Consider the following 16,324-nt stretch of genomic DNA (forward strand, 5'->3'; position numbering starts at 1 on the left):
TCCTGATCGGCCGCCCAGCATAGGCGATTCGGCCGGTGTTCGCGTTGGATGTGGGCGGCCAGGGCGCCGGTTTCAACGCAAGGGGTCCAGCGCGGCGTCCATCATCTCGCGCGGCACGGCCATCAGCTTCGGCCCGTCGGTCCAGACCAGGGCCGCCTCGACCGGGCGGTCGGGATAGAGGCGGCGCAGCACCGCCGCATAGGTCGCCAGTTGCAGCACATAGGCCGGGTCGGCGTCCTCGATCTGGTCGGGGGCGGGGCGGTTGGTCTTGTAGTCGACGACCAGCACGCGCTCGGGCGTCACCACCAGCCGGTCGATGCGGCCCGACACCACCACGCCGGGCGGCAGGTCGCCGCCGCCGCCGGTCACCGCCGCCTCGGGCCGTGAGCCGGGACCGAAGACCGGGGCGAAACGGGCGTCGGTCAACACGCCCAGCGCCGCCGCGATCATCTCGGCGCGCTGGGCCTCGTCCAGGTCGCGCTCGCGGGCCAGAAGACGCGGCGCCAGATCGGGCCACAACTCCGGCGGGGCGTCGGGCAGGCGCTCCAGCAGCCGGTGGATCAGGTCGCCGCGCCGGAACCGGCCCAGGGCCGCCCCGGGACCCGAGCGGGCCAGCGGCGAGGGGGCGGGGATGCGGATCGCACCCTGCATCTGGGATGGAGAGGCGATCCCGGCGGCTCGATCCGGCGCGGGCGTCCGCGCGATCCAGCCGGGCAGGGCGGCGGCCGTGACGGACGCGTCGGCGGTCAGGGGCGCGACGCCGGGATCGACCCCGAAACGGATGCGGCCGTCGCCGCTGTCGCGCACGCGCGGCGGGTCCTTTCCGGCGTCGGCGGCCCTCAGCCGCTCGAAGGTCTGGGCGATCACGTCCCACCAGCTTCCGATCTCGAAGCCCTCCTTGGGCGTCTTCATCGCGCGGCCCATGACCACCAGCCGGTCGCGCGCGCGGGTCAGGGCGACATAGAGCAGACGCAGGTATTCGGCGTCGGCCCGGTCCTGGCGCGCCTGACGCGCCTGGGCCGACGCGCGGCAGTCTTCCTTCCTGCTGGACGGCGCCATCAGCCAGGCCTCGCCGCCTTCATCCAGCGCGACAGGCATCAGGGGCGCGCCCTGGCCCTTCGCCTTGCCGGTGGTGTCGGGCAGGATGACGATCGGCGCCTCCAGCCCCTTGGCGCCGTGCACGGTCATGACGCGGACCTCGTCGCGGGCGCCTTCCATCTCGCGCTTCACCGTGACGTCGGCCTGCTCCAACAGGGCCAGACAGGTCTCCAGGTCGCGGCCGCCCCGCTCCTCGGCGGCCAGAACCTGGGCCAGGGTCTCGTCGATCGCCTCCTCGGCCTCGCGGCCCAGCCGGTTCAGGATGCGCGCCCGACCCGAGCGGCCGTCGGCGCCGACCCGGTTCAGGGCTAGCGAGAAGAAGCCGAAGGGATCGCGGTCGCGCGCGGCGATCAGGGCGTTCATCAGGTCGCGCGCCTCGGCCCAGGCCGGATGCTCGTCCGCGCGGCGACGCAGTTCGGACCATAGGCCGCCCTGGCGGACCTGTCTGTCGGCCAGGGGGAACAGGCTGTCCGGCGCGCCGAAATCGGAGACGTCGCAGAACGGGCCGCGCAGGATTTCCGCCAGGGACAGGTCGTCTTCGGGAAACAGGGCGAACCGGGCCAGGACCGCCAGGTCGTCGAAGACGATATGGGCCTTCAGCTTCAGCCGGTCGGCCCCGGCCACGGGCACGCCCTCGGTCTTCAGGGCGCGGATGATCTCCTCGAAGGTGGCGTCGCGGCGTCGCACCAGGATCAGGAAATCGCCCCAGCGCACGGGGCGATGGACGGGCTGCTTGTCCTTATCGACGGTCCAAACGGCGACGCCGGTCTCGACCTGGCGTCTGATGTCCTGGGCCAGGGCCTGGGCCAGTTGCTTGCGGGCGCTTCTGGCGTCTTCCTTGTCGACCGGATCAAAGGCCTCGCGCTCGACCTTTTCCGGGTCCTGGAACAGCGGCCACAAATCGACCGAACCATGCTGGCCCGCGCGGGCGGGCAGATGAGGCAGGCGGTCGCCGGTCGCCCCGACCAGGGCGCGGGTCCGCTCGGGCGTGGCGAAGGCTTCATCGACGAAGGCCAGCACCTCTTCGGTCGAGCGGAAGGAGGTGTTCAGGTCCGGCCCGGCGAAGGCCAGGCCCGCGTTCTCGACCAGGGCCAGATAGTCGCGCCGTTCCTCGCGCAGGCGTTCCGGCCGGGCGCCCTGGAAGGAGTAGATCGACTGTTTCTCGTCGCCGACGGCGAAGACGGTGCGGTCGATGGCCGGGCCGCGCCGCTCGGCCCCTGCGCCGGCGAAGAAGGGTTCGGTCAGGGCGCGGACGATGGCCCATTGATCCGGGGCCGTGTCCTGAGCCTCGTCGATCAGCACGTGATCGACGCCGCCGTCCAGCTTGTACAGCACCCAGGCGGCCGAGGCGTTGCGGGTCAACAGCGCCACCGTGCGCGCCACCAGATCGGTGAAGTCCAGCGCGCCGCGCCGACGCTTGGCGGCGTCATAGAAGGCCGCGTGGACGCGGGCCAGGGTCAGGGCCTTTTGCGTCTCGTCGGCCACGTGGGCGGCGCGGACGCGGTCCAGCACCGCCAGATATTTCAGCGAGACCTCGGCCAGATAGGCGGCCGCGCCCGGCGGGGCCTTGGCGGTGCCGAACTTGTCACGCGGGACGCCCTTGGAATCGGTGAAGATCGGCGCCATGGCGCTCAACGTCGTGGCGGGCGGCGTCGCGTCCCGCATCTGGGCGGCCAGCTTCTGATCGTTGGCGCTTCCGCTCGCGAACCCGTCGGCGGCGGCCAGCCAGTCGGCGGCGTTCAGCCAGGCCATGAAGCCGGTCTCGATGTCCTCGGCCCGTTCATCGGGCGCCAGGCCGACCAGGGCGTGCGGGTCGGGCGCGGTCCCGGCGTCGATGCGGTTCAGATAATCGAGCAGCGGCTCGCGCTTCGCCTCGATTTCGTCCAGCAGGCCCTTGAAGGCGTCGAAGGCCATCTCGACCGCGAAATAGGCGTAGGCTGACCCCAGCCGTCCGTCACCGTCGACCAGGGCGGCGCGGGCCAGATCTTCGCGCGCGGCCCGCGACAGGGCCAGGGCCGCCTGATCCTCCAGCACCTCGAATCCCGGCTGGACCCCGGCCTCCAGCGGAAAGCGCCGCAACAGCTTTTCGCAGAAGGCGTGGATGGTCTGGATCTTCAGCCCGCCCGGCGTCTCCAGGGCGCGGGCGAACAGGCGCCGGGCCTCGGACAGCTCTAGATCAGTCAGGGTCTTGGGATCGCGGCCGTCCAGTTCGGCCAGTTCGCGGGTCAGCGCATCGTTGTCGGCGACCGCCCACCGGCCCAGCTTGTCGAACAGCCGGGCCTGCATCTCGGCGGCGGCCGCCTTGGTGTAGGTGACGCACAGAATGGCCCCGGGCGGGACCTTCTTCAGCAGCAGACGCGCCACGCGATTGACCAGGGTGGTGGTCTTGCCTGACCCGGCGTTGGCGGTGACGAAGACCGACAGGGCGGGATCGGCGGCGGTCGCCTGATGCGCCTTGGCCTGATCGACGGGAGACAGGTCGGTCATTCCGACGCCTCCTCGTCCGCCCCGGCCACATGCCATTCCCAGACGCGGGCCAGGTGGTCGTAGTTGCCGCCGAAATTGCCCATGAACTGGGGGGCGGCCCAGGATGGATAGGGCGTGGCCGGATCGTCGAAGCGGGCGACCCCGACCTTCAGCCGCTCCAGCTCGCGCTCGGCCAGTTCGGCGGCGGTCAGGGCGTTGTTGCGGCCGATGCGGGCGACGTCCGTCACCTCGCCCGGCGCCTTGCGGCCGGTGATTTTCACATACAGCAGCTCGACCGCCTCGGTCGGCTCTGCCTTGAAGCCTCCGGCGGCCAGGATGGCGGCGGTCAGGGTCAATTGAGGGGCGAAACCGGCCAGAACCTCCTTCTGGCTGGGCGTGCGGCCGGTCTTGAAGTCCATTACGGCCGCGCCAGAGGCGTCCAGCTCGATGCGGTCGGCCTTGGCCGTGACGGTGAAGGGCGCGAACGGAGCGTCGACGGCCAGGGCGCCCGACTGTTCGATCAGCAGTTCGACGCCGCGCGCACGCCGCTCACGCTCGAACTGTTCCAGCCAGCGGGCGGCGTTGCGGGCCAGCGGCCGTTCGCGGGCCAGGGCGGCGTCCTCGAACCCCGCCTCGATCAGGGCCTCGATCAGAAAGCCCTCGATCCGGTCGGCGCTGTCTTCGGGCAGGGCGTCGGGCCAGGTCTCGACGATGCGTTCGATGGCGTCGTGCACGGCCGTGCCGCGCGCCAGCACCTCGGCCGAGGCGCCGGGCCGCTCCATCGATCTCAGGCCCAGGATGCGGTCGGCATAGACCGAATAGGGGTCGCGCACCCAGTTCTGGACGCTGGTCACCGGCAGGGTGCGCGGGCGCCGATCGACCGGCGGGGTCGGCGCGGGACGTCTGGCGTAGTCGGGCGTGGTCCGGGCGGGCGCGTCCAGGGCGCGGGTCCAGTCGGCCAGACGGTCGGGCGCGTTCAGGGCCACGGGCGTGGTCTCGCCGTCGGCGCCGCGCGTCAGCATGTCCAGCCGCCACAGCCAGCGCGATCGCACGGCGGGCTGGCCGCCCCGGCGCTCGGTGTGGATCAGCACGACCTCCTCGGCGCAGGCCGCCTGGACGAAGTCCTGGGCGCTCTGGCCGGTGCGGCGTTCCGGCGGCGGCAGGCCCAGGGCCTTGCGCATCGGCCGCGACAGGAAGGGATCGACCGGCGGTCCCTGCGGCCAGACGCCCTCCTCCAGCCCCGCCAGGATCATGCGGTCGGCCCGCGTCAGCCGCGCCTCGATGGCCCCCAGGATGCGCAAGGACGGATGGGTCGCCCCGCCTGTGCGCACGACCGCCTCGGCCAGCAGATCCTGGATCAGTTCGGCCAGGTCGGCGGGCGCGACCGCGCCCAAGGATGCGCCGCCCTCGATCAGGCCCGACAACAAGGCGGCCGCCGCCTCTCCGTCCGCCCCGGCCCAGGCGTTCTGGCCGGCCAGGGATTCGATCAGGATCGTCAGGGCGCGGGCGGCGGCGTCCAGCGGCGCCTCGGGCGCGAAGGCGGCGTCGGCGTGCAGGCGCGCCAGGTGCTGGGTCAGGGCGCGGGCCATATCGACCTGGGCCAGGGCGCCTTCGGACGGCGGCGTTCCGTCGCGTCTCGCCGCGGCGGCGCGGTCCAGGCGGCGACGGATGCGGTCGAAACCGGACGGGCGCGGCCCGCGCAGGGCCAGGCGCTCCAAGGCCGAGACCGCGCGGGCGACGTCGGTCTCGCCCAGGTCGAGCCGGACCAGCGGATGTTTCAACAGGCCTAACAACACCTGCGGATCGGCCGGTTCGGCCAGCCAGCGCGCGCACAGATCGACCAGCCGCCCGGCGGGCGTGCGGTTCAGCGGCCGCCCGGCCGAGACGTCGGCGACGATCCCCCAGCGTTCCAGCCGCGCGGCGACGCGGCGGCCCAGCCCCTGGTCGGGCGTGACCAGGGCGCAGGTCCGGGGCGTTCCATCGGCATGGGGCGTCTCCAGCGTCTCGCGCATCATCAGGGCGATGGCGGCGGCAGCCTCTTCCTCGTGACGCAGGCTCAGGACGGACAGGCCGTGCGTCCCCTGGGCGATGGGATCGACGGCCTGGCCCGCCTCGGCGGCGCGGACGCGGATGTCGCGGATGGCCTCGCGCCAGTCGCCGGTGGCGTCGGCGGGACGCAGGGCCTCGTTCAGCAGCCGCTGGCGGGCGCGGCCCCGGCTGTCGGCGGCGGGATCGGCGGGCGGACGAAACCAGGGCCGCACCGTGTCGCGGGCGACGCCGTGGCGGTCCAACAGGCGTTTCAGCGCGCGTTGGGGATGCTGTTCATTGTCGTCGTCGATCTGGCGCCAGACGGCGTCGTCCAGGTCGAGGTCGAGACCGGGCAGGACGACACAGCCCTGGGGCGCGCGGGCCACGGCGCCCAGAACGTCGGCGGCGGCGGGGACCGAGCCGGTCGAACCGGCGGCGATGACCGGCTGGCTCGGCGGATGGGCGTCCCACTGTTCGGCCAGGCGGCGCAGCAGGGTCGCGCGGCGCCAGGCCGGATCGACCAGACCCAGTTCGGCCAGCCGTTTCGGCCAGGTCTCGACCCCGACGGCCAGGAATTCGGCCGCCCGCGTCCAGTGTTCGGCCAGTTCGCCCTCGACCAGGGTCAGAACACGCTCGGGCGCGGGAACCTCTTCCAACTGGCAGGAGTCCAGAAAGCCGCCCAGGGCGTCGGCCAGGGCCAAGGCCTGAAGCGGCGTCAGATCGGCGTCATGGTGTTCGGCCACCAGCCGGGCCATTTCGAACCGCCGCGTCAGGGGGGCGATGGCGGGCGGCAGGTCCAGGCCCAGTTCGCCGGGCGCGAAGGGCGGCTCGTCCTCCTCCAGATCGCCCAGCGGCCGCACCTGGGGCAGCAGCACCGGCCGGTCCCCCGCGGTCTTGGCCAGGGCGCGGGTGAAGTCGCGCGCCGCCCGGCGGTTGGGCAACAGGATGACCGCATCGCTCAGCGTCTCGGGCGCATGGTCGCCCAGCCAGTCCAGAACGCCCGCCGCCAGATCCTCCAGGAACGGGCGGTGCGCCGGTATGGCGAACCAGCGCGGCGCAGGCCCGGCGAAAGGATCGAAGCGGGTCATCAGATCCTCCCCTGCGAAGCGGGGGAGGGGGACCATGCATGGCATGGTGGAGGGGGCGAGGGCCACGGCCGGTGCGCGGGGTCGCCCCCTCCACCGCTTCGCGGTCCCCCTCCCCCGTGAAGCACGGGGGAGGATCTAAGGACGCGCGCCGATCGTGTCGCGCCAGGGTCGATCACCGAGCGACCTTCAGCCGCGCCTCGGCCTCGTCGCGGGACCGGGGGTCGCCGACGTGCATCCAGTCGCCGTCCAACACGCAGCCGAACAGACGCCCCTGGGCGGCCGACCCGCGCCACAGGGTCGCCAGAGAGAAAGGCCCCTCGGGACCGTCGGCGACATAGTCGGGCCGGGTGATGTGCACGCCCATATAGGCATAGGGCGCGCTGGCCGCCTGACCTCGGAAGGTCAGACGTCCCTGTTCGTCCAGGAAGAAGTCGCCGTCGCCCTCGAAGCCGATGGAGCCTTCGCGCCGGGCCAGCAGCAGGGCCGCGTCCATCCGCTCGGGATCCCACAGTTTCACGAGATCGCCCAAGGCCCCGCCTGGCGTATCGCTCCGGTCGATCCAGACGCTGTCGATATTGGCCACGAACACCGGATCGTCGCCCAGCAGGGGGCGCGCCTTCTTCAGGCCGCCGCCGGTCTCCAGCAGTTCGGCGCGCTCATCTGAAATGACCACGGCCGGGCGCGTCCGGCCCGCCAGATGCGCCTCCAGCCGGTCGGCGAACCAATGCACATTGACCACGGCCCGTTCGATCCCGGCCTCGGCCAGCCGGTCCAGCACATGGTCGATCAGGGCCTTGCCGCCGACCTCGACCAGGGCCTTGGGCCGGTCGTCGGTCAGGGGGCGCATCCGGGTGCCCAGACCGGCGGCCAGCACCATGGCGGTCTTTGGGGCGGTCGTCGGGCCGGTCATCGCCGCGCCTCCTGCGGAACATGGCGGGCGAACCAGTCGGCGACCGGCTCCAGCCCCGGTTGGGCCAGGTTCCGTTCCAGATGCGTCCACATGCGCGGCATGAAGGCGCCGTATCGCGGCTTGCCGTCGCGCACGATCAGCCGGGCGAAGATGCCCAGTATGCGCGCCTCGTTCAGGGCCGCCAGACCGGCGTAGTCGCGCATGAAGGCGTCGCGGCCGACCTGGGGGCGCAAGGCGAAATAGCGGTCCAGCGCGGCCTGCTCCAGCTCGGGCGAGACGTCGCGCCGGGCGTCTTGCAGCAGCGAGTGCAGGTCCCAGCTCGGATGGGCGCGCACCGCGTCCTGGAAGTCGATCATGCCGACACGGGCGGCGCCCGCGCGATCCGGCAGCCAGATCAGGTTCTCGGCGTGATAGTCGCGATGGGCCATGACGGTCGCGCCCTGGGCTGCGCGCTCGACCACCGGCGCCCAGGCCGCGCGCCAGGCGGAGACGGCGTCGTCGTCGAAATCGAGTTCGGGCTTCAGCCTCGGCAGCCAGTCGACGAACAGGTCGGCCCCGCCCTGCAAGGCCGTCTGATCATAGGCCAGCAGCGGCCAGTCGCCTCCGGGACCGTGCAGCACCTCCGGCGTCGGCGCGTCGTGGATGACGGCCAGGGCCTCGACGGCGGCCAGGTACAGCGGCGTCTCGTCGGCCCCCGCCTCGATCACGCGGGCGAACAGGGCGTCGCCGAAATCCTCCAGCACGGCCAGGCCGTTCGGGGCGTCCAGGGCGATCACCTCGGGCGCCGACAGGCCCAGGGATTTCAGATGGGCGGCGACGGCGGCGAAGGCCTCGATCCGTCCGGCCGACAGGCGGGCGACGGCGTTCCAGCCCTGGGCGTGGCGTTCCTCGGGCGGCCAGGCGGGGTCGCACGGCGGGCTTTCGGCCGCCGGCGCCTGGTCCATCAGCATCAACGAGCGGCCGTCGGCCGTGGTCAGCCGCTCGTACCGCCGCGTCGAGGCGTCGCCGGGCAAGGGGGCGCGCGCCGCCTCGGCCAGACCGGCGGCGGCCAGGAAGCTTAGACGCAAGGTTTCGCGGTCAGACATTCAGATCCCTCAGTCGCGCCTTCCAGCCGCCCGCGCCGGAAACGGTCGCACGACGACCCTCGCCGTGCTCGGCCAGATCGATCGTCAGCGGCTCGACCCCCAGCCAGGCGGCGGGGTCGTCGCCCAGCCGTTCGGGCCATTCAATCAGGACGGCGCCCCGGTCCAGCGCTTCGTCCAGCCCCACTTCGACCGCCTCTTGCGGCTGGGTCAGGCGGTACAGGTCGAAATGGGCGACGGGCGGCTCGGCCTCATAGAATTGGACCAGGGTGAAGGTCGGGCTGGGCACGTCCTCGTCCGGTCGGGTCAGGGCGCGGATCAGGCCGCGCGCCAGGGTCGACTTGCCCATGCCCAGCGGCCCGCGCAACAGCACTGCGTCGCCGACGCCCAGCAGGGGCGCCAGGGCCGCGCCCAGCCGGGTCGTGGCGTCCGCGTCGGTCAGGTCCAGGATCATGCGAATTCGGCGTCCGGCTGGCTGGGCAGGACCCGCTCGGTGAAGGCCTTCAACGCATAGGTGGCGCGCGCCGCGTCGATGTCCAGCCGCGATGGCGGGATCGGCAGGCCCACGGTCAGGCGGAAGGCCTGCTTCTTCTTGTTCAGCATCTCGTGGAACAGGGTCACGTCGCGCAGCTCGGGCGAGATGCGGTCGAACAGGTGGAACAGGCGGGAATAGGGACCGCTGACGTGGATCGGCACGATGGGGGCGTCGTATTTGCGCGCCAGCGAGGCGGCGGTGGCGGCCCACTCCGGGTCGGTCAGAGAACCGTCCCGGCCCACCCGCGCCAGGCGGCCGGCGGGGAACAGGACGACGCAGCGTTCGGCCTGAAAGGCGGCCTTGGCCGCCTCCAGGGTGGCGCGGGTCTTTTCGCGGGTGCGCTTTTCGACCACCCATTCGACCGGAATGACGGCCTCGCCCAGACGCGGCGAGACGCGCAGGGCGTCGGCGTTGGCGAAATAGATGCTGTCCTGGCGACGCTGTCTCAGGGCGTCGAACACGGCCACGCCGTCGGCGATGCCGGTCGGGTGGTTGGCCACGACGACGCAGCGCCCGGTCGCGGGCACGCGGTCCAGGTTCAGGGCCGAGACCCTCAGGTCCAGCAGATCAGCGACGTGGTCCAGCGCGGCCTGGCCCGACAGGGGGGCGATGGCGTCGGCCATGGCGCGCGCCTCGCTATAGCCCAGCAGGGCGTACAGCGGCGGCCGGACCAGCGGCCACAGCGGCGAGCCGGTCAGACGCGGCGCCCGTTCGGCGATCAGCACGTCGACGACGTGATCGGCCCGTCGCGTGCGGGCGGCGGGCGGGGCGTCGAGCGGGACGGGGGGCGAAGCGGTCATCCGACCCCCTTGTCGCCGCTGCGCCAGAGACAGGCAAGTGACAGGCAGGCGCCCTCGGTCCCGGCGTCTGGGCAGGCCTCATACCGCCGTTTTCCGACTGGACCGCGACCCGGGCCGGGGTGCACGGTGCGGGCGAAACGTCCTGGGGGGACTTCGATGAGATTCAACCTCGCCGCCGCCGTCGCGGCCCTCATGCTCGCGGCCGTTCCCGCCAGCGTTTCGGCGCAGTCGGCCTCGCCGTCGGGCGCGGATGTCGCGGCCCTGCCGGGCGGCCTGTCGTTGCGGACGCTGGCCATGATGGACCGGGTCTCGGACCCGCGCGTCTCGCCGGACGGGCGGCGCGTCCTGTACGGCGTCCGCTCGACCGACTGGGACGGCAATCGCGGCGTCTCGGCCCTGTGGGTCGCCGATCTGAACGGCGGCGAGCCGCGCAAGCTGGACATATCGGCCGGCGGCGCCGCGTCCGGGCGCTGGGCGGCGGACGGTCAGGCGGTCTATTTCCTGTCGTCGCGCGGCGGCTCCAGCCAGGTCTGGCGCGCCGACGCCCAGGGCCAGGCGGCAGTCCAGGTCACCGCCCTGCCGGTCGATGTCGTCGCCTTCCGCGTCTCGCCGGACGGGCGCGGCCTGATCCTGTCGTTGCCGGTCTTCATCGACTGCGACACGCTTCAGTGCACCAAGGACCGGATCGACGCCGACGCCCGTTCGCCCTCGACCGTGACCGGCTATGACCGGATGCCGCTGCGCCAGTTCGATCACTGGAACGACGGACGGCGCCAGCACCTGTTCGTCCAGCCCTTGAACGGCTCGGGCCTGGCCGACGGCCCGCCGCGCGACCTGATGGCCGGTCTGGACGCCGACACGCCGTCCCAGCCCCAGGGCGTCGAGGGCGAATTCGTCATCTCACCCGATGGGCGCGCCATCGTCTATTCGACCCAGACCCAGGGCGTCGGAGAGACCTTCACCGACAACACCGACCTGTTCCGCGTCTCCATCGACGGCGGGGTGGCGGTCAATCTGACCCCGGCCAATCCCGCCCCTGACGGCTCGCCCGCCTTTTCTCCCGACGGCCGCCGCCTGGCCTGGCTGGCGGGAAAGCGTGAGAACCTCCGCGGCGACCAGGCCGTGATCATGGTGGCCGACGCCGACGGGTCCAATCCCCGCCCCCTGGCCCCGAACTGGGATCGAGGTCCGGCCTCCCTGACCTGGTCTTCGGACGGGCGGACGCTGCTGGCCACCGCCGCCGACGACGGCCAAAATCGGTTGTTCAGCATCGACGCCCGCACCGGCGCCGTCGCCCCCTTGACCGGGCGGGGCGCGATCTCGGGGGTGGAGAGCCGGGCTGGGGTCCTGGTCTATGCCCGCGACGGCTTCGACGGCCCGACCCAGATCGTGACCGGCGGCGGCGACGCCGCCCGCGCCCTGACCGATCATAACGCCGAGACTCTGGCCGGGCTGAACTTGCCGGACGCCCAGGCCTTCACCTTCGCCGGCTGGAACGGCGAGCCGGTGCGCGGTTGGGTGTTCAAGCCGGTCGGCTATGTCGAGGGCCGCACCTATCCGGCCGTCTATCTGATCCACGGCGGGCCGAAATCGCCCTGGACCGAGAGCTGGTCCTATCGCTGGAACCCCCAGATCTACACCTCGGCCGGATACGCCGTGGTGATGATCAATTTTCATGGCTCGCCCGGCTACGGCCAGGCCTTCACCGATTCCATCAATGATCACTGGGGCGACCGGCCGCTGGAAGACCTGCAAAAGGGCTGGGCCGCCGCCCTAGCCGAAAACCGCTTCATCGACGGCGGCCGCGCCTGCGCCCTGGGCGGCTCCTATGGCGGCTATATGGTCAATCTGATCGCGGGCAAGTGGAACGGACCCTGGGCCTGCCTGGTCAACCACGCCGGGGTCTTCGACGTGCCGCAACTGATGAACGCCACGGACATCGGCAATTTCATCTGGGAGTTCGGTGGTCCGACGTGGGAGCGGATGGATTTGTATCGCGCCTTCTCGCCCGGCGATTTCGCGGGGGACTGGAGCAAGCCCATGCTGGTCCTGCACGGCGCGCGCGACTTCCGTGTGCCGATCGAACAGGGCCTAGCGACCTTTTCGGCCCTTCAGCGCCAGGGCGTGCCCAGCCGTTTCGTCCTTGTGCCGGACGAGAACCACTGGGTCTCAAAGCCCCGCAACTGGGTCGACTGGCAGAACGAAATTCTGACCTGGACCGCACGCTGGACCACGCCGACGCCCTGACCGGGCCGCCGCTTCCTACGGGCCGTGCACGGTGCTACCCCAGCACCGTCGAAGTTCCAGGAGCCGTCCGATGCGTCATCGTTCCCTGCTTTCCGCCTGCGCCGTCCTGGCGCTGATGTCCGCCGCGCCCGCCTGGGCCGAGACCGCGGTCCCGGCCGCCGCCCCGGACATCCAGCCCGCCGCCCCGGCCGCGCAGGCCGCACAGGCGGGGACCCCCTTCACCTATGAGACGATGATCGACCTGAACCGGCTGTCGGACCCGCAGGTCTCGCCGGACGGCAAATGGGTGCTCTATTCGGTCCAGACGACCGACATGGTCGCCAACCGCCGCACCGGCCACATCTGGATGCGGGCCGTCGACGGCTCGGGCGAGCCGCGCCGCCTGGCGATCTCGGACGGCGGCGCCAACACCGCCCGCTGGGGTTCGGACGGACGCATCTATTTCCTGTCGGGCCGTTCGGGATCGAGCCAGCTCTGGCGCGCCGAGGCCGACGGTTCGAACCCGGCCCAGGTCACCGACCTGCCGACCGACGTCAACGCCTATCGCCTCAGCCCCCAGGCTGACCGGGTCATGGTGTCGCTGGCCGTCTATCCGGGCGCGGCGGACCTGAACGCCGCGGTTCAGGAAGCCGCGCGGGACGGTGAACGCAAGTCGACCGGCATGACCTTCAACCGCATGTTCGTGCGTCACTGGGATACGTGGAACGACCACACCCAGAACCACCTGTTCGCCCTGTCTATCGGCGCCGACGGCCGCGCCTCGGGCGATCCGGTGTGGGTGACCAAGGGCTTCGACGGCGACACCCCGTCCAAGCCGTTCGGCGACGAGGGCGAATTCACCTTCACCCCCGACGGCCAGGGCGTGGTCTTCTCGGCCCGCCAGGCCGGCATGACCGAGCCGTGGAGCACCAATTTCGACCTGTACCGCGCCGACCTGTCGGGCAATGGCCGGTTCGAGAACCTGACCGACGCCAATGACGCCTGGGACACCGGCCCGGTCTTCTCGCCGGACGGCAAGACCCTGGCTTATCGCGCCATGAGCCGGCCGGGCTTCGAGGCCGACCGCTACGACATCATGCTGCGCGACGTGGCGACCGGCCAGACGCGACGGGTCGCGCCCGAATGGGACCGTTCGGCCGACAGTCTGAAATGGTCGGCGGACGGCCGCACCCTGTACGTCACCGCCGGCGACGTGGGCCAGACGCGGATCTTCGCCGTCAATATTCAGCGCGACAGCGTGGTTCCGGTCACCGGGCCGGGCCATGTCTCGGCCTTCGAGCTGACGCCGACGGGCATCGTCTTCGCCCAGGACGCCCTGGATCGGCCCTCGGACCTCTGGTTCAAGACCTATCGCGGCCGCGAAACGCCGCGCCGCCTGACCGAGGTGAACCCGGAACTGGCGTCCATGACCTTCGGCGCCGCCGAGCAGTTCAGCTTCCCTGGCTGGAACGGCGAGACGGTGCACGGCTATGTCATCAAGCCCGCCAACTATGTCGAGGGGCGCCAATATCCGGTCGCCTTCCTGATCCACGGCGGGCCGCAGGGTTCGTTCGGCAATAGCTGGTCCTATCGCTGGAACCCGTCGTCCTATGCGGGTGCGGGCTATGCGGTGGTGATGATCGATTTCCACGGCTCGACCGGCTACGGCCAGGCCTTCACCGATTCCATCAGCCAGCACTGGGGCGACCGGCCGCTGGAGGACCTGCAAAAGGGCTGGGCCTACGCCCTGTCGACCTACGGCTTCCTGAACGGCGACCGCGCCTGCGCGCTCGGCGCCTCGTACGGCGGCTACATGGTCAACTGGATCGCGGGCAAGTGGAACACGCCGTGGAAATGCCTGGTCAATCACGACGGCGTCTTCGACATCCGCGGCATGGGCTATGCGACCGAAGAGCTGTGGTTCACCGAATGGGAGTACGGCGGCACGCAATACGAAAACCCCGAAGGCTATGAGGCCTTCAACCCGGTGCATTTCGTCGATCAGTGGCGCGTGCCGATGCTGGTGGTCCAGGGCGACCTCGACTACCGCATCCCGACGGCCCAGGGCCTGTCGACCTTCACCGCTCTGCAACGGCGCGGGATCAAGAGCCGCCTTCTGGTCTTTCCCAATGAGAACCACTGGGTGCTGAAGCCGCAGAACAGCCTGCAATGGCACAATGAGGTGTTCAACTGGCTGTACAACTACATCGGCTCCGAGGATCGGCACTGATCGCCGACCGGGGGTGACATGACCCGGCGCGGCCTGTTCGCCCCCGCTCTCGGCGCCCTTCTCAGCCCTTGGGCCGCGGCCTGTTCGCCCCTGGGCCTGCTGAACGCCGCCGGTCCCCGCGATCGCGGCGCGCGGCGGGTGGCCCAGGGCGTGGCCTATGGGCCGGGACCGCGTCAGACGATGGACGTCTACGCCCCCGACTTGGCGCGGGGCGAGACCGCGCCGGTGCTGGTCTTCTTCTACGGCGGCGGCTGGGATTCGGGGTCCAAGGCCCTCTATGGCTGGGCCGCCCAGGCCCTGGCGGCCCAGGGGTTCGTTGTCGCCACGCCCGACTATCGCCTCGCGCCCGACGCCCTGTTCCCGGTCTTCGTCGAGGACGCAGCGGCGGCCACGGCCAGGGCGGCCGAGATCGCGCCGCTCCATGGCGGCGACCCGGAACGGCTGGGCGTGATCGGCCATTCGGCGGGCGCACACCTGGCCATGATGATCGCCCTGGACCGGCGCTACATGGCCGCCGTGGGCCGACCCGGCCTGATCAAGGCGGCGGCGGGCCTGGCCGGGCCGTACGACTTCCTGCCGTTCGACGTCCCCGCCTCGATCCAGGCCTTCGGCCGCGCGCCCGATCCCCTGATGACCCAGCCGGTCACCTTCGTGCGCGCCGACGCCCCGCCGCTGTGGCTGGGCCACGGGACGGCGGACGTGGTGGTCCACGCCGAGGACACGGTCCTTTTGAACGAGCGGATGCACGCCGTCGGCGGGCGGTCTGAGGCCAAGCTCTATCCCGGCCTGAACCACGCCGATCTGATCGCGGCCTTCTCGCCCCTGTTCCGGGCCAAGGCGCCGGTGCTGGCCGATGTGACGGCCTTTCTGCATCGCGAACTGGGCGCGGTTCGTCAGGGTCGGTCAGTGGCGCGACCCGCCGTCTAGGGGCACGATGGCCGACGACTGGAGGGACCCATGCGCCTGCTGACCGTTTCGATCCTCGCCCTGGCCCTGGCCGGTTCGGCCTGCGGCCAGGCTCCCGCCGCCGAAGCGCAAGAACCGCTGGCGACCACGGCGGACGGCGCCTATCGCCAGGCCCTGGCGGTCACGCCCATGCCGTACGACGTCGAAAACGTTCACCGCTACTGGATGTCCGAACCGGCCGATCAGCGCGACGAGACCGGGTATGTCGAGGCTCTGCAACGCCGCATCGTCCAGGACCGCAAGGCTCGCGCCGCGCGCGTCACGATCGAGGCGCTGAAGGACGGCTGCGTCGACATCGTGCTGAAGGGCTGTTCGGTCAGCGCGGGCGGCTTCGTCCAGGGCGGCGACAAACGGCTGTGGTTCCAGATCCAGGACGGCTTCACCGACGAGGACGGCGTCGGCGGCGGCGTGGTGATCTTCGAGCAGGAGGCAGGCGGGGCGCTCAAGCCCATCTACTGGACCTTCGAAGGGTCGCGCTATGACCCGCCCATGCTGACGCCGAACGGCGAGGGCCGCTGGCTGCTGATCGTTCCGGGCCTGTCGCGCGGCACCGGTTCGGGCGACATGACGGTGATGCTGCTGTGGCGCGACGGCCAGTGGCGGCCGGTGGACATCCACTGGCAGGACCGCGCGGGCGACTTGCTGAAAGGGTTCGAGGTGCGTCACCAGCCGCGCTGGCGCTTCCCGGAACTCAGCGCCTGGACCCCCCTGTGGCGGCCCCAGGACGCCAACTGCTGCGGCGAGGGCGGCGATGCGGGGCTGGATTTCGACATCGTCGACGACCGGCTGACCCTGACCTCGGTCAATATGCGCCGCGCGGGGGAGGGCGTGTGACGAAGGGTGACGCAGTGTGATCGCCCCTCGTCTCGCCAAAGTCACGCTTCTCCGTTAAAGG

At 71.3% G+C, this 16,324-nt stretch carries 10 protein-coding genes; 4 read left to right on the plus strand and 6 right to left on the minus strand.

Features of this window, described 5'->3' with window-relative positions; all coding sequences use genetic code 11:
• Nucleotides 1-72 precede the first annotated feature (72 nt).
• From addA to V7D63_RS01970, 6 genes are all read right to left on the minus strand, one after another.
• Complete coding sequence (gene addA, locus V7D63_RS01945; protein WP_333590567.1) at nt 73-3,585, minus strand: double-strand break repair helicase AddA; 3,513 nt, start codon at nt 3,583-3,585, stop codon at nt 73-75.
• Complete coding sequence (gene addB / locus V7D63_RS01950) at nt 3,582-6,680, minus strand: double-strand break repair protein AddB (protein ID WP_333590568.1); 3,099 nt, start codon at nt 6,678-6,680, stop codon at nt 3,582-3,584. The genes addA and addB overlap by 4 nt, the downstream gene beginning before the upstream one ends.
• A gap of 172 nt (nt 6,681-6,852) precedes the next feature.
• Nucleotides 6,853-7,557 (minus strand): N-acetylmuramate alpha-1-phosphate uridylyltransferase MurU, encoded by a 705-nt coding sequence (gene murU / locus V7D63_RS01955; RefSeq protein WP_333590660.1) that lies wholly within the window; start codon nt 7,555-7,557, stop codon nt 6,853-6,855.
• 29 nt (nt 7,558-7,586) lie between these two features.
• Entirely contained in the window at nt 7,587-8,675 is a 1,089-nt protein-coding gene (gene amgK / locus V7D63_RS01960) for an N-acetylmuramate/N-acetylglucosamine kinase AmgK (RefSeq protein ID WP_333590569.1), read from the minus strand.
• Entirely contained in the window at nt 8,668-9,126 is a 459-nt protein-coding gene (gene tsaE, locus V7D63_RS01965) for a tRNA (adenosine(37)-N6)-threonylcarbamoyltransferase complex ATPase subunit type 1 TsaE (RefSeq protein WP_333590570.1), read from the minus strand. Before tsaE ends, amgK begins: the two co-directional genes overlap by 8 nt.
• Nucleotides 9,123-10,007, minus strand: a complete 885-nt coding sequence (locus V7D63_RS01970; protein ID WP_333590571.1) for a GNAT family N-acetyltransferase — start codon at nt 10,005-10,007, stop codon at nt 9,123-9,125. The genes tsaE and V7D63_RS01970 overlap by 4 nt, the downstream gene beginning before the upstream one ends.
• 156 nt (nt 10,008-10,163) lie before the next feature.
• On the opposite strand from V7D63_RS01970, the gene V7D63_RS01975 reads away from it, so the two are divergent.
• The 4 genes from V7D63_RS01975 (at nt 10,164) to V7D63_RS01990 (ending at nt 16,263) form a co-directional block, all read left to right on the plus strand.
• Complete coding sequence (locus tag V7D63_RS01975) at nt 10,164-12,254, plus strand: S9 family peptidase (protein WP_333590572.1); 2,091 nt, start codon at nt 10,164-10,166, stop codon at nt 12,252-12,254.
• A 70-nt stretch (nt 12,255-12,324) separates the two neighbouring features.
• Complete coding sequence (locus V7D63_RS01980) at nt 12,325-14,463, plus strand: S9 family peptidase (protein ID WP_333590573.1); 2,139 nt, start codon at nt 12,325-12,327, stop codon at nt 14,461-14,463.
• An 18-nt stretch (nt 14,464-14,481) separates the two neighbouring features.
• A complete protein-coding gene (locus V7D63_RS01985) occupies nt 14,482-15,390 on the plus strand; it encodes an alpha/beta hydrolase (protein ID WP_333590574.1) in 909 nt (302 codons plus the stop codon).
• Between the two features lie 30 nt (nt 15,391-15,420).
• The gene (locus tag V7D63_RS01990) at nt 15,421-16,263 is read left to right on the plus strand and encodes a hypothetical protein (protein WP_333590575.1); all 843 of its coding nucleotides are present in this window, start codon (nt 15,421-15,423) and stop codon (nt 16,261-16,263) included.
• Nucleotides 16,264-16,324: the final 61 nt, after the last annotated feature.

Origin of the sequence: Brevundimonas sp. (assembly GCF_036732845.1) — a bacterium.
In the GTDB taxonomy this organism is placed as follows: domain Bacteria; phylum Pseudomonadota; class Alphaproteobacteria; order Caulobacterales; family Caulobacteraceae; genus Brevundimonas.